The following is a 23945-nucleotide window of genomic DNA, read 5'->3' as shown; positions in this document are numbered from 1 at the left end:
AATCAGTTGCGCTTCAGGCAAGGATGACGAGGAATCGCCAAGCAATCGCATTGCGTCGGAGTGACCATGACCAATCCCGCCACGACCTCCCTGCTCGACCGCGCCAATCTAGACCGCGATGCTGTCCGCCGCGAGGTGTCCCGCGGCCTTGAAGGCGCCGACGACGGCGAGCTGTTCCTGGAGTTCGGGCAGACCGAGGCGCTGGTGTTCGACAACGGAAGGCTGAAGCAGGCGACCTATGACACCTCGCAGGGCTTCGGCCTGCGCGCGGTCAAGGACGACGCGGTCGGCTATGCGCATTCCTCCGACGTCTCGATCCCGGCGCTGATCCGCGCCGCGGATGCGGTCGCGGCCGTGCGCGGCGGCTATGCCGGCACTTTCGCCGCGGCGCCCGCCCACACCAACATCAAGCTCTATGGCGACGAGAACCCGCTGGACGGCCCGGCGTTCGAGGCCAAGGTCAAGCTGCTCGGCGAGATCGACGCCTATGTCAGGGAAAAGGACCCGCGGGTGCGTCAGGTCTCGGCCAGCCTCACCGCGACCTGGCAGGTGGTCGAGATCCTGCGGCCCGACGGCGAGAGCTATCGCGACATCCGCCCGCTGGTGCGCGTCAACATCTCCGTCGTCGCCGGCCAGGGCGACCGCCAGGAGAGCGGCAGCAAGGGCTATGGCGGCCGCGAGGGCTATGCCCGCTTCATCGAGACCAAGGCCTGGCGCGACGCCGCCGACGGCGCGCTGCGCGAGGCGCTGGTCAATCTCGAATCGGTGCCGGCGCCCGCCGGCGAGATGGACGTGGTGCTCGGCGCCGGCTGGCCCGGCGTGATGCTGCATGAGGCCGTCGGCCACGGGCTCGAGGGCGACTTCAACCGCAAGCAGACCTCCGCCTTTGCCGGCCTGATGGGCCAGCAGGTCGCCGCCAAGGGCGTCACCGTGGTCGACGATGGCACCATGGCCTCGCGCCGCGGCTCGCTCTCGATCGACGACGAGGGCACGCCGACCAACCGCACCGTGCTGATCGAGGATGGCATTCTGGTCGGCTACATGCAGGACCGCCAGAACGCCCGGCTGATGGGCATGAAGCCGACCGGCAACGGTCGTCGGCAGAGCTATGCCCATGTGCCGATGCCGCGCATGACCAACACCTACATGCTGTCGGGCGACCGCGACCCGGCCGAGATCATCGCCTCGGTGAAGAACGGCATGTACGCCGCCAATTTCGGCGGCGGCCAGGTCGACATCACCTCGGGCAAATACGTGTTCCAGTGCACCGAAGCCTACAAGATCGAGAACGGCAAGCTCGGCGCGCCGCTGAAGGGCGCCATGCTGATCGGCAACGGACCGACCGATCTCCACAGGATCACCATGATCGGCAACGATCTTGCGCTGGATACGGGAATCGGCACCTGCGGCAAGAACGGCCAGGGCGTGCCGGTCGGCGTCGGCCAACCGACGCTCAGGATGGAACGGATTACGGTCGGAGGAACGGGCTAGTGAGCAGCGGAAACGAAGTCGTGACGGCCAAGCCGACCAGCTGGCGCGGGCAGGCCGTGCAACTGGCCGCGATCGTGGCCGTCGTGTTCCTCGCCAAGGGCGCGATCGCCGAGCCGTTCTACGTGCCGTCGGGATCGATGGAGCCGACGCTGCTGATCGGCGACGCGCTGGTCGCCTCGAAATATCCCTATGGCTACGGCGCGGCTTCGCTGCCGATCCAGATCACGCTGCCGGAAACCGGCCGCGTGTTCGGCGAGACGCCGAAGCGCGGCGACGTTGTCGTGTTCCGCTGGCCGGGCGACCGCTCGCAGGCCTGGGTCAAGCGCGTGGTCGGGCTGCCCGGCGACCGCATCCAGATGCGGCAGGGTCAGCTCTTCATCAACGATCATGCGGCGACGCTGAAGCCCGACGGCACCGGCTTCGCCGAAGACGATCGCGGCGGCGGCGAGGAGGCGTATCGCTACATCGAGACGCTGCCGAACGGCGTCAACCACGCGATCTTCAAGATTCGCGACAACGGCCGGCTCGACAACACCCAAGAGGTGACGGTGCCGCCGGGCAAACTGTTCGTGCTCGGCGACAATCGGGACAATTCCGCCGATAGCCGCGTGCCGGTGCGCGACGGCGGCGTCGGCCTCTTGCCGATCGACAATCTGATCGGCCGCGCCGACGCCGTGGTCGGCTCCTGGGACCTCGGCATCCGCAGCCAGCCGGTCTGGACCTGGCTCTCAGGCTTCCGCCTCGCGCGCTTCTTCACCTCGGTGCAGTAGACGCGTAGCCCGGATGGAGCGCTGCGCAATCCGGGATCTCCCACTCGGCAAGATGTCCCGGATTTCGCTTCGCTCCATCCGGGCTACATTCCTTGCGGGATGATAGTCGTGACCTTCGACGACATCAGGCACATCGCGCTGGCATGGCCGGAGGTCGAGGACGGCTCGTCCTATGGCACGCCGGCGCTGAGGGTGCGCAACAAGATGCTGGTGCGGCTCAAGGAGGACGGCGACAGCCTGGTGATGCCGGGCGTGCCGCCGGAGGAACGCGACGTGCTGGTCGAGCATCAGCCCCAAGTGTTCTACTTCACCGATCACTACCGCGATTACCCGACGGTCCTGATCCGCCTGTCGAAGGCCAAACGTCACACCGTCGAGCCCTTGCGGCGCCGGCACTGGCGCACGCTGGCGTCGAAGAAGGCGGTCCGGGACTACGACGCGACCGCCTCGTCGTGACGCAGGACGAATTCCTCGCAGCCGCGCTGCGCAACCCGGCCAATCAAGCCATCACCGACGAGTTGTACCGCCTCGGCTTGCCCGATGCGTGGCTGGTCGCCGGCTGCCTAGTGCAGACCGTGTGGAACGTGCTGACCAGCCGGCCGCTCGATCATGGCATCAGCGACCACGACATCTTCTATTTCGATCCGGATACCTCATGGGAGGCGAGGACGCCGTGATTCGCGAACTCAAGGCACGGCTTGGCCATCTCGGTGTCGCGATCGAGGTGCGCAACCAGGCCCGCGTCCATCTCTGGTATCCCGACAAGCACGGCCTGTCCTACCCGGCGCTGTCGCGTTCGATCGACGGCATCGATCGCTTCCTCACCGAAAACACGCAGATCGGCATCCGCCGCACCACGCGCGGCTACGACGTCTATGCGCCGAACGGTTTCGATGATGTCGCCGGCATGATCGTGCGGCCGAACCGAACCGCGAACTTTTCGCCGGCGAACTATGCGACGAAGGCGGCGCGCTGGAAGGCGCTCTGGCCCGAGATCACGGTGCTGGCGGCGGAGTAGCCTGTCGTCGCTTCGTAGCCCGGATGAAGCGCAGCGAAATCCGGGGCAGGCCCGTCCGCGGTGAGTGGAGTGCACCCCAAAAGTGAGACACGGGAAATTAGGGACAGTTCTCTAACGGAGAATGTATGTCCAACAAATCACCCCGTGTTTTCAGCCGAGAGTTTAAGCTCGAGGCGGTCCGTCGCATTCTGGCGGGTGAGCGCATAAAGGCTCTTTCCCAGGAGCTGAATGTGTTGCGTAAGGACCTCTATGCATGGCGCGATCTATTTCGTGCCGGCGGGGCGGAGGCGCTGCGGCCGATCGGCCGGCCGCGCAAAAGTGATGCGGTTGCGCCGAGCGTGAAGGAGCGGGCACGCGATGTTGCGACTGCCGACCCTGGTGCGCCGGAGCGCATTGCCGAGCTTGAGCGCAAGATCGGCCAGCAGCAGATTGAACTGGATTTTTTTCGGCAAGCCTTGCGGCGGGTCAAGGAAGCACGCCGGCCGAGCACCGGGCCTGGCGTGACGGGGTCTACGCGGTCATCCAGGCGATGACGATGCCCCCGCGGCAAGGCGAGCTGACGATCGAGCGGATGTGCGTGCTGGCTGGCGTCAGTCGGGCCGGCTATTACCGGCACTGGGCGGCTTCCGCCCCACGTGCCGAAGAAACCGGCGTGCGGGACGCGATCCAGCGGCTGGCGCTTGCCTATCGGCATTACGGCTATCGCCGCATCGCCGCCCAGTTGCGCCGTGAGGGCTTGGCGGTGAACGGCAAACGCGTGCTGCGCCTGATGCGAGAGGACAATCTGTTGTGCTTGCGGCAGCGGCCGTTCGTGCCTGTGACGACAGACTCGCGCCACCCCTGGCGCGTGGTACCGAACCTCGCCCGCGGCATGGTGCCTGATGGCCTCGACCAGCTCTGGGTGGCGGACATCACCTACATCCGTCTGCAGGAGGAGTTCGCCTATCTCGCCATCATGCTCGATGCCTTCAGCCGGCGCGTGATCGGCTGGGCTCTGGAAACGCACCTGGAGGCGCGTCTGGCGGTTACAGCGCTCTCCATGGCGTTGGCGGCGCGCCAGCCGACGCCCGGTAGCCTGATCCACCACTCCGATCGCGGCATCCAGTATGCCTGCGGCGACTACACGGACCTACTTCAGCGGCACGACATTGCCCCGAGCATGAGCCGGGTCGGCAATCCCTACGACAATGCCAAGGCGGAGAGCTTCATGAAGACCCTCAAACAGGAGGAGGTCAACGGCCAGACTTACCGCGATGCGCAGCATGCCAGAAATGCAATCGGCGCCTTCATCGAGGAGGTGTACAATCGCCAACGGCTACACTCGGCCCTGGCTTATCGGCCGCCAGCCGAGTTCGAAGCAAGTTTACCGCGATGCAGGGCTGCTGCGCAGCAGCCCCGCATCGCGCCCGTAACCCATCAACCCGCCCAGCCGCCTCAAGCGCTCGGCACCTGTCCCTGATTATCGTGTCTCACATCAGGGGTGCAGTTCAGAGCGCGGTCCCGGATTGCGCTTCGCTCCATCCGGGCTACAGAATCAACGCACCACGCCCGACGTGAACCCCGCCTTGCGGCGCGGCGGCTTGATCTCTTTCTTCAGGAAGCAATGCGCGTCGCGGCCGGCATAGCCGGGCCGGGCGTAGGTCCAGGCGCGGCACTTGTTGTCGGCGGTGCAGGCGGCCTGGCAGGCCTCGTCGCCGTCGCTGCTCTTCAGCTCGAAATTCTTGTAGTCGCCGCCGAGCCGGTCGATCGAGGTTTCGATGGCGCCGTTGCGCGGCTCGACCACACCCGCGCCGCGCACCCCGGAGACGCAGCAGACGTTCTGCACCCGTGGCGGCACGGTGCTCTTCAGCCAGCACACCGCCCCATTATTGGCGTCGGTCGGATAGTTGAAGCTCCAGGCGCGGCAACGGCGGTCACGCTCGCAGGTCAGCGCGCAATCGGCCGGATCGCCCGTCGTCACCGGCGCGTTGAGATAGTCGCCGCCGGGGCGGTCGAAATTGGTCTGCGCCAATGCCGGGCGCGCGACGACCGCGGCCGCAAGGACCGCAAACATCACCACACACGCCCTAAAGTGGCGGCCTATCCCCATGAGATTGCTTTCAAATTCGCGCAGCCCCGCGCGTTTAGCGGGGCGTCATTTGAACGCCATGAACCTGTACGGCGGATGAACGGCGGGTGCGACACCACCGCCGTTCGCGCGCGCCTCACGCCCGGATCGGATCCAAGCGGGGACTAAAAGGCGTATTCCTGATAGGCCGGTTCCACCGAGCCCTTCCAGGGACCGTTGAACTTCTCCAGCATCTCCTCGGCCGGCGAGCGGCCGGCCTCGATGATGCGCTCGAGCGGTTCGAGGAAGCGGCTCTCGTCGCGTCCGAGATGATCGATCCGGCCGCGCCGCCGCAATCCGGCATGCGACAGGATCAGGCACTCCTTGGCGATCTCGAACAGATAGCGATCCTTGATCCGCGACTTGAAGCCGAAACGCGGCACGTCGTCACGCAGCGCCTGCCGCTCCGGCGCGGTCCAGTGGCGGACGATGTCCCAGGCGGCGTCGAGGCTGTCATTGTCGTAGAGCAGCCCGACCCAGAACGCCGGCAGCGCCGGCAGCCGGCCCCACGGCACGCCGTCGGCGCCGCGCATTTCGAGGTAACGCTTCAACCGCACCTCGGGGAAGATCGTCGAGAGGTGATTGGCCCAGTCCGACAAGGTCGGGCGCTCGCCCGGGAAGGCGGCATTCTTGCCGGCGAAGAAATCCCGGAACGAGGAGCCGGAGACGTCGATATATTCCTCGCCGCGCTTGACGAAATACATCGGAACGTCGAGCGCGTAATCGACATAGCGCTCGAAGCCCATGCCGTCCTCGAATGCGAACGGCACCATGCCGCTGCGCGCATTGTCGGTGTCACGCCAGATCTCGGAACGGAACGACAGGAAGCCGTTGGGCTTGCCTTCGGTGAACGGCGAGTTGGCGAACAAGGCGGTCGCGATCGGCTGCAGCGCCAGCGACACCCGCAGCTTCTTCACCATGTCGGCTTCGGAGGAGAAGTCGAGATTGGTCTGCACCGTGCAGGTCCGGAACATCATGTCGAGGCCGTATTTGCCGACCTTCGGCATGTAGTTTCGCATGATCTTGTAACGCCCCTTGGGCATCATGGGGATCTGCGCGCGCGACCAGGACGGCGTCATGCCGAGGCCGAGGAAGCCGATGCCGAGCGGGGTTGCGATCTCCCGCACCTGCGCCAGATGCGCCATCAATTCCGACTGCGTCTGATGCACGGTTTCGACCGGCGCGCCCGACAGTTCGAACTGCCCGCCGGGCTCGAGCGAAATCGCGCCGCCGCCGGTGACATCATAGAGGCCGATGATGTTGCCGCGCTCCATGATCGGCTCCCAGCCGAGCAAGAGCTTCATGCCCTCGAGCAGCGCGCCGATGCCCTTGGCGCCTTCATAGGGCACGGGCTGATGGCCCTCCAGCGTGAACGGAGTCTTCTCGTGCTCGGTGCCGATCCGGAATTCGGACTCAGGCTTCACGCCGGCTTCAAGCCACGCCACGAGTTCGTCGCGCGACTGCAGCGGCGTCATGTCGATCTGGTCACGCGCCATAGATAATCCAACTCAAGGGCGCTTCGATCGAAGGCGCGCGGTGGCAGGGACATCCGCGAGCCACAACGGCTGCGGATGATGGAATCAGCAATATCATCGGGCAGGCACGCCGTCTCGCGCAGGCGCAGCCTTGCTGTCAGCCTTGGTCTCGTTCTTGACGTCGCCTTTGGCGTCGCCGCAGGCGCAGCCGAGCCGGTCGAGCAGGCCGCACAGCCTGGTTGCGTCGGCGTCGGATAATTTCGAGCCGACATGCTTGTCGATCGCGGCGGAATAGGCGTTCCACATCCGCTTCTGCAGCTCGCGTCCAGCCTCGGTGATCTCGACGAACTGGCCGCGCTTGTCGATCTTGCATTCGCGGCGGGCGGCGAGCCCCTCGTCGACCAGCTTGTCTATGAGCCGCGAGGTCGAATATTGCGGGATCAGCATCTGGCGCTCGAGCTCGACCGGGCGCAGCTCGCCCGACGGCGCGCGGGACAGCTCGAGCAAAGCGTCATACCAGGCGAGCGGCGGAAAACCGGCCTTCTTCAAATCCTGCTCGACGCAGTCCAGCACCCGGCTCGGCACCCGCATCAGGCGGATCCAGGCGGCCGTCGCCTCGCTCGATAGCTTGCGTTTCATGGTCTAGCTCATAGGGTCCCGGCACCGACTGTACCGCACTGAATGCATCTGCATCAATCTTGACTATTTCATGCAGGCGCATGTAGGCAATCCCTCTCCGGACGCCAAGAACAAGGGAAGGAATACCCCTATGAAGCTTTATTACACCCCCGGTGCCTGCTCCCTCTCCCCCCATATCGCCCTGCTCGAGGCCGGGCTGCCCTACGACCTGGTCAAGGTCGATCTCCGCGCCAAGAAGCTCGAAAACGGCGACGATTTCCTCCAGGTGAACCCCAAGGGCCAGGTGCCGGCGCTGGCGCTGGATACCGGCGAGATGGTCACCGAGGGGCCGATCATCATCCAGATGATCGCCGACAAGGCCGCCGACAAGAAGCTGGCGCCGGCGCGGGACTCCAACGAGCGCTACAAGCTGCTCGAATGGCTGAACTACACCACGACCGAGCTGCACAAGAATCTCGGCCCGATGTTTTCGCCCGTGCTCGCCGACGACGCCAAGGCCTTCTTCAAGGACCGCGCCATGGGCAAGTTCAAATATGTCGAGAGCCAGCTCGCCGGACGCGACTATTTGATGGGCAACCAGTTCACGGTCGCCGACGGCTACCTCTTCACCATGATCATGTGGGCGCAGGATCGGCTCGGCTTCGACTTCTCCGGCCTGCCGAACGTGACCGCCTACAAGGCCCGCGTCGCGGCGCGCCCGAAGGTGCAGGAGGCGCTGAAGAAGGAAGGCCTGCTCAAGGCGGCCTGAGCTCGCTCACAGCGACCGCGATAGAGCCGGGTCGGCCGATCCGGCTCTTTTTTGTTGTGGGTTCGCCGATCCTCTCTCTCGACACCGGAGGCGGAACGTCTCAATTTAACCTGCATTAAAGCGATTAATACTAAGTCGGTGTAGTTCCGGCTGAGGGCGTGGCCGTCCTTGTTCGCGCGATCCAACTGACCGACTATGACCTGCGGCGCGCCCTCCGCTCCAACTGGTCTAAAAATGTGACGATCGCCTTTACCCTTTTATTGACCAGCACCCTGGTTGGGCTGGCAACCAGTTTGTACTTTCGGGTTTGGACATTGATGCTGGAGTCGCCGCTGGTCGCGGTGCTCGCGGCGATCGTGCTCCAATCCGACGGCTTCTCCTTTGCCACTGGCGCTCCGATCGTCGTCGCCTGTCTCGCGTTCAACCAGTTCGCCTATCTCGCTGGCGCCTTGCTCTCTCCGGAGACTGACGGCTCAATGGCGGAAGAAATTGACGGCCTGCCAGACCGTCGCGGCGAGCACAATATCCGCGGCCAGAACGAGTAGCGCGAGGCCGGCCCATGCCGGGCCTTTGCCCCGCAGACGCAGCGGCTTCCGCCACCGCGATGACCGCAAGGAAAACAAGGAATCCTTCGGCGCGATCTCCGCGGCACCTTCCTTGAACGCAGAACTCATCGCACGACACCCTCACGCTGATCGTCGCCCCGGCGATCGACGAGCAAGAGTGATGCCAGCAGCGTGGTGCCAGTGGGGAACGAGCGTGGCGGGACTTTGACGCGCATGACCGTCGCGCAACAGGATCAAGTCGGATCGATGACCGGCTTGATCCTGCGCGAGTTCGCCCCAGAAGTTTACGCCGCCTGCTTCTTCGGCGGGAAGCGGCCGTAGAAGGTTTCGCCCTTGGCGGCCATCTCCTCGAGCAGCTTCGGCGGCGTGAAGCGCGAGCCGTACTTCTTCTCGAAGCTGTGGCAGAGTGCGACGAAGTTCTTGGTGCCCATGAAGTCGATGTAGGACAGCGCGCCGCCGGTGAACGGCGCGAAGCCGAAGCCGAGGATCGAGCCGACATCGGCCTCGCGCACGTCGGTGATGACGTGATCCTCGACGGTGCGCGCGGCCTCCACCGCCTGCACCACCAGGAAGCGCTGCTTCAACTCCTCGACGCTGAGCGTGTCGGGATCGAGCTGCTTGGGCTGCAGATTGGCGAGCCCCGGCCACAGGCTCTTCTGGCCCTTGCCCTTCTCGGGATAGTCGTAGAAGCCCTTGCCGTTCTTGCGGCCGAAGCGGCCCTGCTTCTCGACCATCTCGACCATCAGCTTCTTCTGCGCCTGGTCGATCGCGTTGGGGCCGAGATCGGCCTCGGTCGCCTTGGTGATCTTCAGGCCGAGATCGAGCGCGACCTCGTCCTGCAGCGACAGCGGCCCGACCGGCATGCCGGCCATCTTGGCGGTGTTCTCGATCATCGCCGGCGGCACGCCCTCGAGCAGCATCTCGTTGCCCTCGGAGATGTAACGCATCACGCAGCGGTTGGCGAAGAAGCCACGGGAGTCGTTCACCACGATGGGCGTCTTGCCGATCGCGCGGACATAGTCGAGTGCGGTCGCCAGCGCGACGTCGCCGGTGTTCTTGCCGAGGATGATCTCGACCAGCATCATCTTCTCGACCGGCGAGAAGAAGTGGATGCCGATGAACTTGCCCTGATCCTTGAACTCCTCGGCCAGCGAATTGATCGGCAGGGTCGAGGTGTTGGAGGCGAAGATCGCGCCCGGCTTCAGCAGCGGCTGGGCCTTGGCATAGGTATCCGCCTTGACCTTGCGATCCTCGAACACCGCCTCGATGACGAGGTCGCAGTCCGAGATCACGTTGTAGTCTGATGTGGCCGAGATCCGCGCCAAGATGGCATCGGCCGCGTCCTGCTTCATCCGTCCCTTGGCGATCAGGCCGTCGACCACGGTCTTGGCGTGGCCCTTGCCCTTGTCGGCGCTTTCCTGGTCGCGATCGACCAGCACGACGTCGATGCCGGCCTGCGCCGAGACATAGCCGACACTGGCGCCCATGAAGCCGGCGCCGATCACGGCGAGCTTCTTGACCTTGGTCGGCGGCACGCCCGCCGGGCGGCGGGCGCCCTTGTTCAGTTCCTGCATCGACAGGAACAGCGACCGGATCATCGCCGCCGCTTCCTTCGAGCGCAGCACCTTGGTGAAGTAGCGCGACTCGACCCGCAGCGCGGCGTCGATCGGAAGCTGCAGGCCCTCATAGACGCAGCTCATGATGGCGCGCGCGGCCGGATAATTGTCGTAGGTCTCGCGGCGATAGATCGCGTTGCCGGCCGGGAACATCTGCATGCCCATCTTGGAGAAGACGGGGCCGCCGGGCAGCTTGAAGCCCTTCTCGTCCCACGGCGCGACCGCCTTGCCGCCGCCCTTGATCCAGTCCTTCGCGGCCTTGATCAGGTCGGCTGCCGGCACCACCGCGTGAATCAGGTTGAGTGCCTTGGCGCGGGTGAGATTGACCGCCTCACCCTTGAGCAGCAATTGCATCGCGTCCGCCGGCTGCACAAGACGCGGCACGCGCTGGGTGCCGCCGGCGCCGGGGAACAGGCCAACCTTGATCTCGGGCAGGCCGAGCCGGGTCTTCCGGTTCTCGGCCGCGACGCGGTAGTGGCAGGCCAGCGTGATCTCGAAGCCGCCGCCGAGCGCAAGGCCGTTGATCGCGGCGACCCACGGCTTGCCCGAGGTCTCGATCGCGCGGAACGACTGCGACATCTGGCGGCTCTGCTCGAACAGCATCTGGTTCGCGGCTTCCTCGCCCTTCTCCTTGAAGAGCTGCGCGTAAGAGCGGTTCATGCCCTCGAGCATCGAGAGGTCGGCGCCGGCGCAGAACGCCTCCTTCGCCGAGGTGATTACGACACCCTTGATCGCAGGATCGCTGGTCGTCTGCTTGATGATCTCGCCGATCTCCTGGGTCGAGATCTCGTCGAACACGTTCATCGAACGATCAGGGATGTCCCAGGTGACGAGCGCAATGCCGTCGGCGTCGACATCGAACTTGAAATTCTTGTAAGCCATGTTGCTCGCTCCCCTCGCCTCAGACGCGCTCGATAATGGTGGCGGTGCCCATGCCGCCGCCGATGCACAGCGTCACCAGCGCGGTTTCCTTGTTGGTGCGCTCGAGCTCGTCGAGCACGGTGCCGAGGATCATCGCGCCGGTCGCCCCTAACGGATGGCCGAGCGCGATCGCGCCGCCATTGACGTTGATCTTGGCGTTGTCGATGTCGAACGCCTGGATGTATCGCAGCACCACCGAGGCGAAGGCCTCGTTGAGTTCGAACAGGTCGATGTCCGACTTCTTCATGCCGGAGCGCTCGAACAGCTTTTCGGTGACGTCGACCGGGCCGGTCAGCATCATCGCGGGCTCCGAGCCGATATTGGCGAATGCGCGGATCTTCGCCCGCGGCTTCAACCCGTGCTTGGCGCCCGCCTCCTTGCTGCCGAGCAGCACGGCGCCGGCGCCGTCGACGATGCCGGAGGAATTACCGGCGTGATGCACGTAATTGACCTTCTCGACCTCGGGATGCGACTGCATCGCCACCGCGTCGAAGCCGGCCATCGCCGCCATCGCCGCGAAGGACGGCTGCAGCTGCGCCAGCGACTGCATCGTCGTGGTCGGGCGCATGTGCTCGTCCTTGGCGAGGATGGTCAGGCCGTTGACGTCCTTGACCGGCACCACCGACTTGCCGAAGCGGCCCTCGTCCCAGGCCTTGGCCGCGCGCTGCTGGCTCTGCACCGCGTAAGCGTCGACGTCGTCACGCGAGAAACCGTATTTGGTCGCGATCAGATCGGCCGAGATGCCCTGCGGCATGAAATAGGCCGGCACCGCCATCGAGGGATCCATCGGCCAGGCGCCGCCGGAGGCGCCGATGCCGACGCGGCTCATCGATTCCGCGCCGCCACCGATCACGAGCTCATGCTGGCCGCTCATGATCTGGGCTGCGGCGAAGTTCACGGCATCGAGGCCGGAGGCGCAGAAGCGGCTGATCTGCACGCCCGGCACCTTCTCGCCGAGGCCGGCGTTCAGCGCCGCGAAACGGGCGATGTCCGAGCCGGCCTCGCCGACCGGGTCGACCACGCCGAGCACGACGTCGTCGACGGAGTCCTCGGGAAGACTGTTGCGCTCCTTGAGCGACTTCAGCGGCACCGTGGCGAGCGCCAGCGCGGTGACCTCGTGCAGTGCGCCGTCGGCCTTGCCGCGGCCGCGCGGGGTACGAACGTGATCGTAGATGTATGCCTCAGGCATGACGCCCTCCTTGATATGAGGATCATAATATATACGGAAGGACACGCCGCCGCAGCCGTGCGGCGGCAATTTTTCAAGGCTTTCTTGTTTGACGCGTTTTCTTCACGCGAACCGGTCTCCACTTCGCTGGAAAACGCTTCAGAACGCTTCCGCGGCCAATTCCATCGTGGTGGCGCTGCCGCTCTGGATCCGGGCCAGATGCACGGCGGTCTCCGGCAGCAACTTCTCCATGAAGAAGCGGCCGGTCACGAGCTTGGTGTTGAGGTACGGCGTGGTGCCGGCGGCGGCCTTGTCCTGCGCCACCTTGGCCATCTTCGCCCACATGTAGCCGAGCGCGACGAGGCCGAACAATTTCATGTAGTCGGTCGCCGCGGCGCCGGCATTGTCGGGCTTGGCCAGCGCGTTCTGCATCAGCCAGCCGGTGGCCTGCTGCAGATGGCCGAGCGCGGTGGAGAGCGGGGTGATGAACGGCTTCATAGCCTCGTCGGCACCATGCTCCTTGGCGAAAGCGCCGACCTCGCCGAAGAACGCCATCGCGGCACGGCCGCCGTCGCGCGGCAGCTTGCGGCCGACCAGGTCGAGCGCCTGGATGCCGTTGGCGCCTTCATAGATCATCGCGATGCGCGCATCGCGCACGAACTGCTCCATGCCGTGCTCGGCGATGTAGCCGTGGCCGCCGAACATCTGCTGCGCCGAGACCGTGTTGGCGAACCCGGTGTCGGTCAGGACGCCCTTCAGCACCGGCGTCATCAGGCCCATGTGATCGTCGGCAGCCTGGCGATCCCCAGCGTCGTTGGAGCGGTGCGCGACGTCGCTCTTCAGCGCGGTCCACACCACCATGGCGCGCGCTGCCTCGTTGAAGGCGCGGATGGTGAGCAGCGTGCGGCGCACGTCGGGATGCACGATGATCGGATCGGCCGGCTTCTCGGGTTCCTTCACGCCGGTCAGCGAGCGGCCCTGCAGGCGCTCGCGGGCATAGGCGACCGCGTTCTGATAGGCGACCTCGGACTGCGCGAGGCCCTGCACGGCGACGCCGAGGCGAGCCTCGTTCATCATCACGAACATGCCCTGCATGCCCTTGTTCTCTTCGCCGATCAGCCAGCCGGTGGCGTTGTCGTAGTTCATCACACAGGTGGAATTGCCGTGGATGCCCATCTTGTGCTCGATCGAACCGCAGCTGACGCCGTTGCGAGCCCCGAGCGAGCCGTCGGCATTGACCAGCACCTTCGGCACCACGAACAGCGAGACGCCCTTGATGCCGGCCGGCGCGCCTTCGATGCGCGCCAGCACCAGATGGATGATGTTCTCAGTGAGGTCGTGCTCGCCGGCGGAGATGAATATCTTGGTGCCCGTGATCTTGAAGCTGCCGTCGGCCTGGCGCACCGCCTTGGTGCGGAGCAGGCCGAGATCGGTGCCGCACTGCGGCTCGGTCAGGTTCATGGTGCCGGTCCACTGGCCGGCGACCATCTTCGGCACATAGGTCTGCTTCTGCTCGGGGGTGCCGTGCACCAGGAGCGCCGCGGTCGCGCCCATGGTCAGCCCGCCATACATCGAGAACGCCATGTTGGCGGAGATCTGGAATTCGTTGACCGCCTGCGAGAGCGTCACCGGCAGGCCCTGGCCGCCGAATTCCGTCGGCGCCGAGAGGCCGAGCCAGCCGCCTTCGGCGACCTGCTTGAAGGCGTCCTTGAAGCCCTTCGGCGTGGCGACGCTGCCGTCGTCATTGCGCTTGCAGCCTTCGAGATCGCCTGTGCGATTGAGCGGCTGCAGCACCTCTTCGCTGAGCTTGGCGGCCTCGCCGAGGATCGCCTCGCGTACATCGGCCGAGGCATCGGTGAAGCCGGGAAGATTGCCGTAGCGGTCGATCTGGAAAACGTCGTTGAGCAGGAAGCTGACGTCTTCGACGGGGGCTTTGTAGGTTGGCATGCTGGTCTCCCGGCTGGCACGTGGCCGCATATGCGACGGACGCTGCGCAGCGTGTCCTTGGGTTGTTGGAGCGGACCTTATCCGGTTCCGGAGGTCCGCGGCAGATGCTATCGCGACTGTGATTGCGAAGTTGCGCCGCTTTGCTTCATCAACTCCTCGCCCATCATCCGATGCAGCAGGTTGATCGCCTTGAGCGGACGCACCATCACCTTGAAATGCGTGATCCGGCCGTCACCATCGAATGTGATGATGTCGACGCCGTTGAGCTTGATGCCGTCGATCTCGTTCTCGAATTCGAGCACCGCGCCGGCGTCATTGCGCCACTCGCCGAGATACTTGAAGGTCGGGCCGCCGAGCACCTTGGCGGCGCTGGTGAGATATTTGAAGGTGATGTCGCGGCCGCGCTGCGGCGTGTGCACGACCGGGCTTTCGAACACCGCGTCGGGATGCAGCAGGTCCCACAGGGCGGCGGTGTCGTGGGACTTCATGTAGGCGTACCACTTGTCGAGGCCCGGCTTGCTCATTCGGACGTCTCCTGCGGCGGGGTTAAGAAGCCTGGACATCGGCGCACGCGACAGCGGCACGCCGATCACCATATGCATATTGACGCATATGCACACTAACGCATAAAGTCAAGCGAACTTCAGCATGACCTTTTGGGGAACTGAGATGGAGGTGGGCGTTGGCACTCGGTGACGCAATCCTTGCCTGCCTCACGGAACGTCCGATGACGGGCTATGAGCTCGCCAAGACGTTCGATGCGTCGATCGGCTTCTTCTGGAAGGCCGACCATCAGCAGATCTACCGGGAGCTCTCGCGGCTGCGCGACAAGGGGCACGTCCAGGGCCGCGAGGTGGTGCAGTCCGGCAAGCCCAACAAGCTGGTCTATACCCTGACCGCCGAAGGCCGCGCGGCACTGAAGCACTGGGCAGCGCGCCCGAGCGTGCCGCCCTCGATCAAGGACGACCTTCTGGTCCGGCTCTATGCGCTCGACTGCGTCGACATCGAGCCGCTGCGCAACGACCTGATGGCGCGGCTGGAGCATCATCGCGATCGCTATGAGCGCTACGAGCGCCTGCTCAACAAGCGCTTTCCCGACGGCACCGCGCCGCCGGCCGATGTCGGCAAGATGCTCAGCCTGCGCCTCGGCATGCGCCATGAGCGCATGGTGGTGGAATGGTGCGAGGAGGCGCTCGACGCGCTCTCGGCGATGTCCGGCCGCAGCAACGTGCTGCCGCTCGACGACGGCAAGCGCGAAAGCAACGGCTAGAAACAAATCTCCAACCTCCCCTTGAAAAGGGGAGGTCGCTTTTCTCGCAGAGCAAAGCGGGTGGGGATCATCGCTCTCCACATACAGCGTCGCCTGCGGCAAACCCCCATCCCGACCTTCCCCCTTTTAGGGGGAAGGAGAAGCTTGGCGGCGACGCAAGTCGCTGTCCTGATCCGGCGCAACAGGTTCCCGGATTCCCTAACTTTAGCGCCCGTCGGGCGCATTCCTTAACCCGTTATTTACCGTGACGGGAAAAAGTCAGCAGCTGAGGCAGACGCCCGGCGCAGAATTCGATTGTCTCTTAACGGGAATGCGCGGGGAGGCTGCGGGCGCAGGGTGTAGCGCCGGAGTCGGGACCGGACGGAATCATGAATTCGCGCGTATCGTGGAGTGTTGACGGCATCGATCCCTCCGTCCGCGACAGGGCCGAGGCGGCTGCGCGCCGCGCCGGCATGTCGCTGAACGACTGGCTCAACTCCACCGTCGGTGAACCGAGCCCGCCGGATTGGCGCATGGAGCAACGGCAGCCGATGCCGAGCCGGGAAAGCCGCGAGGTCGCCGATATCCACCAGCGGCTCGACGCCATCACCCGGCAGATCGAACAGATTGCAAAGCCTCTGACGCGCGCCGAAGCGGTGCGCGCCGAAGTGCCGCGCGGCCAGCCCGCCGTCGCGCGACAGCTGAACGACGCGATTTCGCGCCTCGATGCCCGGCTGTCGCAAATTTCGCGGCCGCAGCCGGCGCGCGAGCCGCAGCCACAGCCGATGCGTGAGTCGCAGATGCAGCGCGAGCCGCAGATGCATGACCGGCAACTGGAGGAGAGGCTGCGCCAGGCGGAGGCGGTCGAGCGCGCCGCAGCCCAGGTCTATCGCCCCTCGCCGCCACTGAGCCCGGCCTCGTTCGATTTCGCGATCGCGGAGATCGCCGCGCGCCAGAACGAGCTCGACGTATCAGCGCAACGCCAGATGCCGCCGCGCGGCGCGCCGCCGATGCCGCAATCGGCGCCGCCGATGGCCGCCTATGCGCCACCGCCGCCTGCCGGGCCCGACTTCTCCTCGCTCGAGCGTCAGCTGCTCAAGATCACGAGCCAGATCGAGGCGCTGCAGCGGCCCGACCATATTGAACAGTCGATCGCGGCCTTCCGCGGCGAGCTTGCGGAAATCCGCCAGGCGATCACCGAGGCGATGCCGCGCCGGGCGATCGAGTCGATCGAGAACGAGATCCGCTCGCTGCATCACCGGATCGACGAGCTCCGCCAGGAGGGCCGCAACGGCCAGGGCCAGGCGATCGCCGGCATCGAACGCGCGCTGTCGGAGATCCGCGAGTCGCTGCGCACGCTCACGCCCGCCGAGCAGCTCACCGGCTACGACGAGGCAATCCGCAATCTCGGCGCCAAGCTCGACATGATCCTGCGCGCCAACGACGATCCGTCGACGGTGCATCAGCTCGAGAGCGCGATCGCCGCGCTGCGCGCCATCGTCTCCAACGTCGCCTCCAACGACGCGCTGCTGCAGCTCTCCGGGGACGTGCATGCGCTGGCCGCGAAGGTCGACCAGCTGTCGCAGATGTCGCGCGCCGAGACCCATGGCGATGCCTTCGCCGGGATCGAGCAGCGCATTGCCGCATTGGCCTCGACGCTGGAGACCCGCGAGCGGCCGGCCGGCTACGACAACACCGATGCCATCGAAGGCGCCCTGCGCTCGCTGTCGGAGCGGATCGACCGTCTGCAGGTCGGCAACGACAGTTCGTCGGCATTCACCCATCTCGAGCAGCGCGTCTCGTATCTGCTCGAGCGCCTGGAGTCCGCCGACCAGCGCTCCGGCAATCTCGGCCGGGTCGAGGAAGCGCTGCATGACATCATGCGGCACCTCGAGGCGCAGCACGCCCACATCGCCTCGCTCGCCGACGCCGCCCGCAACGTCAACACCTCCTCGCCGCAGCCGATGATGGACAGCGGCATCGTCGACATGGTGAAGCGCGAGCTGTCCGACATCCGCTTCAGCCAGTCGGAGACCGACCGCCGCACCCAGGATTCGCTGGAGACCGTTCACAACACGCTCGGCCATGTCGTCGATCGTCTCGCGATGATCGAGAACGATCTGCGTACGGTGCGCACCGCGCCGCCTGCTCCCGCGCCGGCCGAACCGCGGATGGAAGCTCCGCGGATGGAAATGCCGCGCGCGGCGATGTCGCAGCCGGTCGCGCAGCCCAAAGCTGAAGCGTACAAGCCTGAATCGTACAGGCCCGAATTGCCCAATCCTGCGCTGGCGCAGGAGCACTTCATGTCCGCGCCGCGCGAATTCCATGCCGCGCAGCCGGTCGAGAGCGCGCCGCCGCCGCCGCTGCCGCCGCGTGCGATCAGCGAGATCCTCGAGCCGCATGCGGCGTCCGCACGCGCCGCGATCGCGCCGGACCTGCCACCGGATCATCCGCTCGAACCGGGTACACGCCCCTCCGGCCGCGGCGCTTCGCCGTCGGAGCGGATCGCGGATTCCGAGCGCGCGATCTCTGATCTTCCCGCCGGCAAGAAGGAGCCGGTCTCGACATCGAGCTTCATCGCCGCCGCACGCCGCGCCGCGCAGGCCGCTGCCGCGCAACCCGTCAACGAGAAGGCGGCGCGCGCCGCGAGCAAGGCTGCAGCCAAGGCCAAGGAGAAGGCCGACAAGGCCGCGAAGGCGGCTGCCGCCAAGGCCGGCACGGCCGCGGCCGGCGCGACGGCGACTGGCGCGCCGGAGGCGCAGCCTTCGACCATCACCTCCAAGATCCGTTCGCTGCTGGTCGGCGCGAGCGTGGTCGTGATCCTGCTCTCGACCGCCAAGATGGCGATGAACCTGCTCGACACCAGCTCCGCGCCGCAGGTGCCGACGATCGAGCACAGCGAGCCGGCCACGCCGCCCATGCAGCCGCCTGCCGAGAATTCCTTCGCGCCCGCCCCGGCTGCGCCGTCCGGCGGACCCGGACCGTCAGTGCCCGGGCCGTCGATGACCTCGCCGACCCCGCTCGGCCGCCAGTCCAACAATACTCCGGCGCCGAACACGCTCGACAGCGCGCAGGTGACGATCCCACCGGCAATCGCGCCCGCACCCGCCGTCGCGCCTGAGCCGACCGCGGCGCCAACAGCCGCCGCCAACGACGTCACCGGCACGATTCCGACCGCGCCGCCGCTCGGCGGCAAGCTCGCCATGGTCCAGATCCCGGCGGGCGAGAAGCTGCCCGATGCGATCGGTGGTCCGGCGCTGCGCAGCGCCGCGATCAAGGGCGATGCGGCCGCGGCCTATGAAGTCGGCGTCCGCTTTGCCGAGGGCAAGGGCGTGACCACCAATGTCGACGAAGCCGCCAAATGGTATGCCCGCGCAGCGCAGGCCGGCGTGGTGCCCGCGATGTTCCGGCTCGGCACCTTCTACGAGAAGGGCCTCAGCGTGAAGCGCGACTTCGATGTGGCACGACGCTACTACGTGCAGGCCGCCGAGCGCGGCAACGCCAAGGCGATGCACAATCTCGCCGTGCTCGACGCCGATGGCGGCGGCAAGGGCGCCGACTACAAGAGCGCCGCGCAATGGTTCCGCAAGGCGGCCGATCGCGGCGTTGCCGACAGCCAGGTCAATCTCGGCATCCTCTATGCCCGCGGCATCGGTGTCGAACAGAACCTCGCCGAGTCCTTCAAGTGGTTCAGCCTCGCGGCCGCGCAGGGCGACGCCGACGCCGGCCACAAGCGCGACGATATTGCCAAGCGGCTCGACCCGCAGTCGCTGGCCGCAGCGAAGCTGGCGATCCAGACCTTCACCGCCGAGCCGCAGCCGAGCGATGCGGTCAACGTGCCGGCGCCCGCCGGCGGCTGGGACGGCGCGGCCGCGCAGCCCGCCGCGGCGAAGCCGGTCAAGCAGCCCTCGAAGCGGACCGCGGCGCTCGCCGCTCCAGCTCACTAGGTTCGAGACGGCTGCGGCGCCCTGACGGCGCCGCTGTCCTATACCTCAGGCCTTCGGCCGTGTAGACAGGCGCGCAGTTCCGCGCCGTCGGGGCGCGCGTTCCGGAGGGTCAGGCTTGTCTGTCGACGATCGCCAGGATGATGGAACGGGCCACCGTTCGTCGCCGACCGGTCCCCGCGTTGCGCCGCCGCGGCAGGCGCCGTCTCCATTCGCTCCGCGCCCTTCGGCCTCGCCTCCGCCGACGCCGCAAGGGAACGTGGCATCGCCGCCCCGCGCGTTCCGGTTCTCGCTCTGGTCCATCATCATCTTCGTGCTGCTGCTGTCGAGCGTCGCCATCCAGGCTTACCGGGACCTGTCGACGCCGGGCGCCTGGGATTTCTGGCGCGAGACCTACATCGCGGCCAGCATGACGTCCGCGGTGATTCCCGACGTCGACATCGACGGATCGGGCCGCGGCCGGCGGGCGCTTGCGATCAGCGGCAAGATCGGCTCGGCCAGCGCGAGCTGGTTCCGCGACCGGCTCAGCGAGGCGCGTCTCGCACCGGGCGACGTCGTGCTGCTGTCGTCGCCGGGCGGCGCGCTGAACCAGGCCGCGATCATGGGCGAGGTCATCCGCACGCGCGGGCTCGTCACCGCGGTCGCCACATCAGATGCCTCGGGCAAGCTACGCCCCGCGTCCTGCGCCAGCGCTTGCGTCCTGGTCTATGCCGGCGGCCAGACCCGCTATGGCATCGCGGGCTCGCGGCTCGGCGTGCATCGCTTCACGACGAGCACGCCCGTCAGCGATCCCCTCGCCGAGGCCCAACGCATCCAGGGCATGGTGCTGGGCTACGTGACCAAGATGGGCGTCTCTTCCGGGATCGTCGAGGCGATGTCGCAAACCTCCGATATCCGCTGGCTGAACCCGAAAGAAGCGCTCGCGCTGAACCTGATCACCAAGCCGGTCGATCGACCGTGAGGCGACACCGGCGTCATTAATCTGAATTATCAACCACGTCCGCAGACGGCGGCCAGGTGCGGCGAAAAATGCCCCCGGGAGCGGATTCTTTAGTCCCTCCCCCCGCCGATTTCAGTTATGCAAGAACGCGGCAATCGACCCGCGTTCGCCTGCGTCCTGCGCGCCGACCGGATTCGTTCAGCCGGAGAATGCCCGACCAGAACGACATCACGCCGTGATGCGGCCTTGTGCCGAGTTCGCGGCGAACCGACAAGAAGCGACGCGCGTGCAGCTCTATCTCCCGATCGCCGACATTCCGGTCAATGTCTTCCTCATCCTGGCGATGGGTGCGGCGGTTGGATTCGTCTCCGGCATGTTCGGCATAGGCGGCGGCTTCCTGATGACGCCGCTGCTGATCTTCGTCGGCATCGCGCCCGCGGTCGCGGTTGCCTCCGTCGCCAGCCACATCGCGGCCTCCTCGTTCTCCGGTGCCATTTCCTATTGGCGCAGACGCGCGATCGATCCGCTGCTGGCGGCGGTGCTCCTGGTCGGAGGCACTCTCGGCACCACGTTCGGGGTGTGGACCTTCACCTTCCTGCGCTCGCTCGGCCAGCTCGACCTGATGATTGCGCTGTCCTACGTCATCCTGCTGACGACGGTCGGCGGGCTGATGTTCTGGGAAGGTTTGCGCGCGATGCTGCGCGTCCGCCGCGGCGGTCCGATCGCGCTGCGCAAGCCCGGCAGCCATGGCTGGATCCACGGCCTGCCCCTGAAGCTGCGCTTCAAGCGCTCCAAGATCTATCTCTCCGTCATCCCGGTCGTCGTGGTCGGACTCGCGATCGGCTTCATCGGCGCGGTGATGGGAATCGGCGGCGGCTTCATCCTGGTGCCGCTGATGATCTATGTGCTGCGGGTGCCGACCTCGACCGTGATCGGCACCTCGATGGTGCTCACCCTCGTCACCATGGTGTTCGCAACCATGCTGCACGCGGTGACCAACCATCTGGTCGACGCCGTGCTGGCGCTGATCCTGATGGTCGGCGGCGTCACCGGCGCGCAGTTCGGCGCCCGCGCCGGCCAGAAGATCCGCGGCGAGCATCTGCGCCTGCTGCTCGGCCTGCTGGTGCTCGCGGTCGGCATCCGCTTTGCGGTGGAGCTGGTGATCCGGCCGCAGGACCTCTACAGCATCCGCGAAACCGGCGGAGCCCCGCCATGAGGCTGCGCGCGGCGCTCGCGATCATCGGTCTCGCCGCCGCCAGCCTGGCGGCCGCGCCCGCTCATGCCGAGCGGCTGATCGTGTCGGTCTCCAACCACCGCGTCACAGTGACGCCGAACTATTCCGGCGGCGAGCTCGTGCTGTTCGGCTCGGTCGAGAAGGACGACAAGACGCCGGCCAATCGCAACAATTACGATCTCGTCGTCACGGTGTCCGGCCCGCGCGCCGACATGGTGACGCGGCGCAAGGAGCGCAAATTCGGCATCTGGATCAACACCGACTCGCGCCAATTCCTGCAGGTGCCGGGCTATCTCGCGCTGTTCTCGAATCGCCCGTTCGACCAGATCGCCTCGCCCGAGGTGCAGCGGCGGCAGCAGCTCGGGCTCAACAACGTGCTGCTGATGCAGCGGGTCGGGCCCGACTATGCCGACGTGGTGCCAAACGACCCGTTCCGCAGCGCCTTCGTGCGGCTGCGCTCCGAGCACGGGCTGTACCGTGAGGCGACCTCGGCGGTGACCTTCCTGACCCCGACCCTGTTCCGCACCGGCATTCCGCTGCCGGCGGAGGTGCCGATCGGCACCTATAATGTCGAGATCAAGCTGTTTTCCGACGGCGCGCTGGTGACCAAGGCCGAGACCGCGTTCGAGATCGTCAAGGTCGGCTTCGAGCAATTCGTCGCCACCACCGCGCGGCATAACGGCCTTGTCTACGGCCTGATCACCGCGTTCATGGCGCTGATGACCGGCTGGATGGCCTCGATCATGTTCCGCAAGGATTGATCTAGCCAGCCCTGCTTTGCAATGCGCTTTCGAACGCGTCGCTGAGGATCGAGAGGCCAAGATCGATCTCGTCGTCGCTGATCGTCAGCGGCGGTGCAATGCGGAATACGCTGCCCATGCCGGGCAACTGAACGATGTTGGTGCTCAGTCCAAGCTGCATGCAGCGCTGAGAGACACGCGTTCCGAGCGCTTCGTCAGGCTCCTTGCTGTAACGGTCGCGCACGATCTCGATGCCCTGCATCAGCCCCCTGCCGCGCACGTCACCGATGCATTCGAACCGGTTCTGAAGTGCGAGGAGCCCGTCCCTCAGCCGCGCGCCCGCTATCCTGGCGCGCTCGACCAATCTGTCGCGAAGGATGATCTCGATGACCTTCAGCCCGACCGCGGCCGGCATCGGGTCCGACACATGCGTCGTGTAGAACAGGAAACCGCGTTCGTGACACCGCTCTTCGATCTCGCCGGTGGTGATGACCGCAGCCAGAGGCAGCCCGGCACCGAGCGTCTTCGACAAGGTCAGGATATCAGGCACGACGCCGTCGCGCTCGAAAGCGAACATGGCGCCGGTTCTGCCGAGGCCGGTCTGCGCCTCGTCGATGATCAGCAGCATGCCGCGTGCCCGGCACAGCTCCTTCAACTCAGCAAGGTAGCCTTCAGGCAGATCGATCAGCCCGCCGGAGCTGAGGATCGGCTCGGCGATCATGCAGGCAAGCGAGCCGGTCGATTGGCGATCGATCAGATCGAAGGCGTAGGCCAGCTCGGCCCGCCAGTCGGCCGCGTTGCCGAAGCGCGGGCGATAGGGGTTCGGCGTCGGGATCGCGAGCGAGCCGACCGGCGCCGGACCATAGCCTTTGCGGCCGGCCGAATAGGTCGTTCCGGCCGCGCCAGACGTCATTCCGTGCCAGGACTGTGCGAACGCGACGGTCTCGAAGCCGCCGGTGGCGAGCTTGGCCATCTTGATCGCAGCTTCATTCGACTCGCCGCCGGTGCTCAGCAGCATGACGCGATCAAGCCCCGGCGGCAGCAGGCCCGCGAGCTGCTCGGCCAGCGCGACGACCGGGCGCGTCAGCATGCCGCTGAAGAGATGGTCGAGCCGTTCGGCATGCTCGCTGATGGTCTGGACGATCTCCGGGTGACCGTGACCGAGCACGGCGCTCATCTGCCCGGACGTGAAATCCAGGATGGCCCGGCCGTCGGCGTCATAGACGAAGGACCCGGAGGCGCGCTCGATGATGACGGGAGCGAACGTCCCGCCATAGCGAATGAGGTGCCGCCGCGCGCGATCCCAAAAGGATTTGTCGTCATTTCCGGCCATGCCCGCTCCTTGCTGCTCGGTTGCAGCGATCAAAGAACC

The 23945-nt window shown here is 66.1% G+C and carries 20 protein-coding genes and 1 pseudogene; 13 read left to right on the top strand and 8 right to left on the bottom strand.

The window, feature by feature from the left end; genetic code table 11:
- Nucleotides 1-66: 66 nt before the first annotated feature.
- From tldD to ACVMB1_RS37580, 6 genes and pseudogenes are all read left to right on the top strand, one after another.
- On the top strand, nucleotides 67-1491 hold the full coding sequence (gene tldD, locus ACVMB1_RS37605) for a metalloprotease TldD (protein WP_076832361.1): 1425 nt from the start codon (nucleotides 67-69) through the stop codon (nucleotides 1489-1491).
- Nucleotides 1491-2261, top strand: coding sequence for a signal peptidase I (gene lepB, locus ACVMB1_RS37600; protein WP_016847099.1), 771 nt, complete (start codon nucleotides 1491-1493; stop codon nucleotides 2259-2261). Before tldD ends, lepB begins: the two co-directional genes overlap by 1 nt.
- A gap of 108 nt (nucleotides 2262-2369) precedes the next feature.
- Nucleotides 2370-2717 carry an MmcQ/YjbR family DNA-binding protein gene (locus tag ACVMB1_RS37595; protein WP_076832832.1) on the top strand — a complete coding sequence of 116 codons (348 nt, stop codon included), beginning with the start codon at nucleotides 2370-2372 and terminating at the stop codon, nucleotides 2715-2717.
- A pseudogene (locus ACVMB1_RS37590) lies at nucleotides 2714-3279 on the top strand (nucleotidyltransferase family protein). Before ACVMB1_RS37595 ends, ACVMB1_RS37590 begins: the two are co-directional and overlap by 4 nt.
- Nucleotides 3280-3404: 125 nt before the next feature.
- Nucleotides 3405-3812 carry a helix-turn-helix domain-containing protein gene (locus ACVMB1_RS37585; protein WP_168857970.1) on the top strand — a complete coding sequence of 136 codons (408 nt, stop codon included), beginning with the start codon at nucleotides 3405-3407 and terminating at the stop codon, nucleotides 3810-3812.
- A 2-nt stretch (nucleotides 3813-3814) separates the two neighbouring features.
- Entirely contained in the window at nucleotides 3815-4738 is a 924-nt protein-coding gene (locus ACVMB1_RS37580) for an IS3 family transposase (RefSeq protein ID WP_253587443.1), read from the top strand.
- Between the two features lie 75 nt (nucleotides 4739-4813).
- Here the strand turns inward: ACVMB1_RS37580 and ACVMB1_RS37575 are convergent, their stop codons facing one another.
- The 3 genes from ACVMB1_RS37575 to ACVMB1_RS37565 all read right to left on the bottom strand — a co-directional run bounded on the left by ACVMB1_RS37575 (nucleotide 4814) and on the right by ACVMB1_RS37565 (nucleotide 7500).
- A complete protein-coding gene (locus ACVMB1_RS37575) occupies nucleotides 4814-5368 on the bottom strand; it encodes a PAN domain-containing protein (protein WP_076832364.1) in 555 nt (184 codons plus the stop codon).
- A 143-nt stretch (nucleotides 5369-5511) separates the two neighbouring features.
- Nucleotides 5512-6882, bottom strand: a complete 1371-nt coding sequence (locus ACVMB1_RS37570) for a glutamate--cysteine ligase (protein WP_076832366.1) — start codon at nucleotides 6880-6882, stop codon at nucleotides 5512-5514.
- Nucleotides 6883-6975: 93 nt separating this feature from the next.
- The gene (locus ACVMB1_RS37565) at nucleotides 6976-7500 is read right to left on the bottom strand and encodes a MarR family winged helix-turn-helix transcriptional regulator (protein WP_016847103.1); all 525 of its coding nucleotides are present in this window, start codon (nucleotides 7498-7500) and stop codon (nucleotides 6976-6978) included.
- Nucleotides 7501-7630: 130 nt separating this feature from the next.
- Here ACVMB1_RS37565 and gstA point away from each other — a divergent pair, with 130 nt between their 5' ends.
- Nucleotides 7631-8248: a glutathione transferase GstA gene (gene gstA / locus ACVMB1_RS37560; protein ID WP_057016067.1), complete on the top strand. Its 618-nt coding sequence runs from the start codon at nucleotides 7631-7633 to the stop codon at nucleotides 8246-8248.
- A gap of 158 nt (nucleotides 8249-8406) precedes the next feature.
- Nucleotides 8407-8793 carry a hypothetical protein gene (locus ACVMB1_RS37555; RefSeq protein ID WP_229191373.1) on the top strand — a complete coding sequence of 129 codons (387 nt, stop codon included), beginning with the start codon at nucleotides 8407-8409 and terminating at the stop codon, nucleotides 8791-8793.
- 305 nt (nucleotides 8794-9098) lie between these two features.
- Here ACVMB1_RS37555 and ACVMB1_RS37550 read toward each other — a convergent pair whose 3' ends face one another.
- From ACVMB1_RS37550 to ACVMB1_RS37535, 4 genes are all read right to left on the bottom strand, one after another.
- Nucleotides 9099-11312, bottom strand: coding sequence for a 3-hydroxyacyl-CoA dehydrogenase NAD-binding domain-containing protein (locus tag ACVMB1_RS37550; RefSeq protein WP_076832368.1), 2214 nt, complete (start codon nucleotides 11310-11312; stop codon nucleotides 9099-9101).
- A 19-nt stretch (nucleotides 11313-11331) separates the two neighbouring features.
- On the bottom strand, nucleotides 11332-12540 hold the full coding sequence (locus ACVMB1_RS37545; RefSeq protein ID WP_076832834.1) for an acetyl-CoA C-acetyltransferase: 1209 nt from the start codon (nucleotides 12538-12540) through the stop codon (nucleotides 11332-11334).
- A gap of 138 nt (nucleotides 12541-12678) precedes the next feature.
- A complete protein-coding gene (locus ACVMB1_RS37540; RefSeq protein WP_057016064.1) occupies nucleotides 12679-14466 on the bottom strand; it encodes an acyl-CoA dehydrogenase C-terminal domain-containing protein in 1788 nt (595 codons plus the stop codon).
- 107 nt (nucleotides 14467-14573) lie between these two features.
- Entirely contained in the window at nucleotides 14574-14990 is a 417-nt protein-coding gene (locus ACVMB1_RS37535) for a nuclear transport factor 2 family protein (RefSeq protein WP_076832836.1), read from the bottom strand.
- 158 nt (nucleotides 14991-15148) lie between these two features.
- Between ACVMB1_RS37535 and ACVMB1_RS37530 the strand changes: the two genes are divergently transcribed.
- From ACVMB1_RS37530 to ACVMB1_RS37510, 5 genes are all read left to right on the top strand, one after another.
- Nucleotides 15149-15736, top strand: a complete 588-nt coding sequence (locus ACVMB1_RS37530; RefSeq protein WP_057016062.1) for a PadR family transcriptional regulator — start codon at nucleotides 15149-15151, stop codon at nucleotides 15734-15736.
- 368 nt (nucleotides 15737-16104) lie between these two features.
- Nucleotides 16105-19662, top strand: coding sequence for an SEL1-like repeat protein (locus ACVMB1_RS37525; protein ID WP_076832371.1), 3558 nt, complete (start codon nucleotides 16105-16107; stop codon nucleotides 19660-19662).
- A gap of 115 nt (nucleotides 19663-19777) precedes the next feature.
- The gene (locus ACVMB1_RS37520) at nucleotides 19778-20620 is read left to right on the top strand and encodes a COG3904 family protein (protein ID WP_076832373.1); all 843 of its coding nucleotides are present in this window, start codon (nucleotides 19778-19780) and stop codon (nucleotides 20618-20620) included.
- A 265-nt stretch (nucleotides 20621-20885) separates the two neighbouring features.
- Nucleotides 20886-21815: a sulfite exporter TauE/SafE family protein gene (locus tag ACVMB1_RS37515; RefSeq protein WP_076832838.1), complete on the top strand. Its 930-nt coding sequence runs from the start codon at nucleotides 20886-20888 to the stop codon at nucleotides 21813-21815.
- On the top strand, nucleotides 21812-22594 hold the full coding sequence (locus tag ACVMB1_RS37510; protein WP_076832376.1) for a TIGR02186 family protein: 783 nt from the start codon (nucleotides 21812-21814) through the stop codon (nucleotides 22592-22594). The genes ACVMB1_RS37515 and ACVMB1_RS37510 overlap by 4 nt, the downstream gene beginning before the upstream one ends.
- A 1-nt stretch (nucleotide 22595) precedes the next feature.
- On the opposite strand, the gene ACVMB1_RS37505 is transcribed toward ACVMB1_RS37510, so the two are convergent.
- The gene (locus tag ACVMB1_RS37505; RefSeq protein WP_076832840.1) at nucleotides 22596-23906 is read right to left on the bottom strand and encodes an aspartate aminotransferase family protein; all 1311 of its coding nucleotides are present in this window, start codon (nucleotides 23904-23906) and stop codon (nucleotides 22596-22598) included.
- Between the last annotated feature and the right edge of the window lie 39 nt (nucleotides 23907-23945).

The sequence above is a fragment of the Bradyrhizobium sp. USDA 4504 genome, from assembly GCF_054063995.1.
The sequence above is the reverse complement of the archived record's forward strand: the minus strand, read 5'-3'. Positions and strand labels throughout refer to the sequence as shown.

Coding starts and splice junctions, on each gene's coding strand:
- tldD (WP_076832361.1), top strand. CDS start 67: ATGACCAATCCCGCCACGACCTCCCTGCTCGACCGCGCCAATCTAGAC.
- ACVMB1_RS37585 (WP_168857970.1), top strand. CDS start 3,405: ATGTCCAACAAATCACCCCGTGTTTTCAGCCGAGAGTTTAAGCTCGAG.
- ACVMB1_RS37580 (WP_253587443.1), top strand. CDS start 3,815: ATGCCCCCGCGGCAAGGCGAGCTGACGATCGAGCGGATGTGCGTGCTG.
- ACVMB1_RS37575 (WP_076832364.1), bottom strand. CDS start 5,368: ATGGGGATAGGCCGCCACTTTAGGGCGTGTGTGGTGATGTTTGCGGTC.
- ACVMB1_RS37570 (WP_076832366.1), bottom strand. CDS start 6,882: ATGGCGCGTGACCAGATCGACATGACGCCGCTGCAGTCGCGCGACGAA.
- ACVMB1_RS37565 (WP_016847103.1), bottom strand. CDS start 7,500: ATGAAACGCAAGCTATCGAGCGAGGCGACGGCCGCCTGGATCCGCCTG.
- gstA (WP_057016067.1), top strand. CDS start 7,631: ATGAAGCTTTATTACACCCCCGGTGCCTGCTCCCTCTCCCCCCATATC.
- ACVMB1_RS37550 (WP_076832368.1), bottom strand. CDS start 11,312: ATGGCTTACAAGAATTTCAAGTTCGATGTCGACGCCGACGGCATTGCG.
- ACVMB1_RS37545 (WP_076832834.1), bottom strand. CDS start 12,540: ATGCCTGAGGCATACATCTACGATCACGTTCGTACCCCGCGCGGCCGC.
- ACVMB1_RS37540 (WP_057016064.1), bottom strand. CDS start 14,466: ATGCCAACCTACAAAGCCCCCGTCGAAGACGTCAGCTTCCTGCTCAAC.
- ACVMB1_RS37535 (WP_076832836.1), bottom strand. CDS start 14,990: ATGAGCAAGCCGGGCCTCGACAAGTGGTACGCCTACATGAAGTCCCAC.
- ACVMB1_RS37525 (WP_076832371.1), top strand. CDS start 16,105: ATGAATTCGCGCGTATCGTGGAGTGTTGACGGCATCGATCCCTCCGTC.
- ACVMB1_RS37510 (WP_076832376.1), top strand. CDS start 21,812: ATGAGGCTGCGCGCGGCGCTCGCGATCATCGGTCTCGCCGCCGCCAGC.
- ACVMB1_RS37505 (WP_076832840.1), bottom strand. CDS start 23,906: ATGGCCGGAAATGACGACAAATCCTTTTGGGATCGCGCGCGGCGGCAC.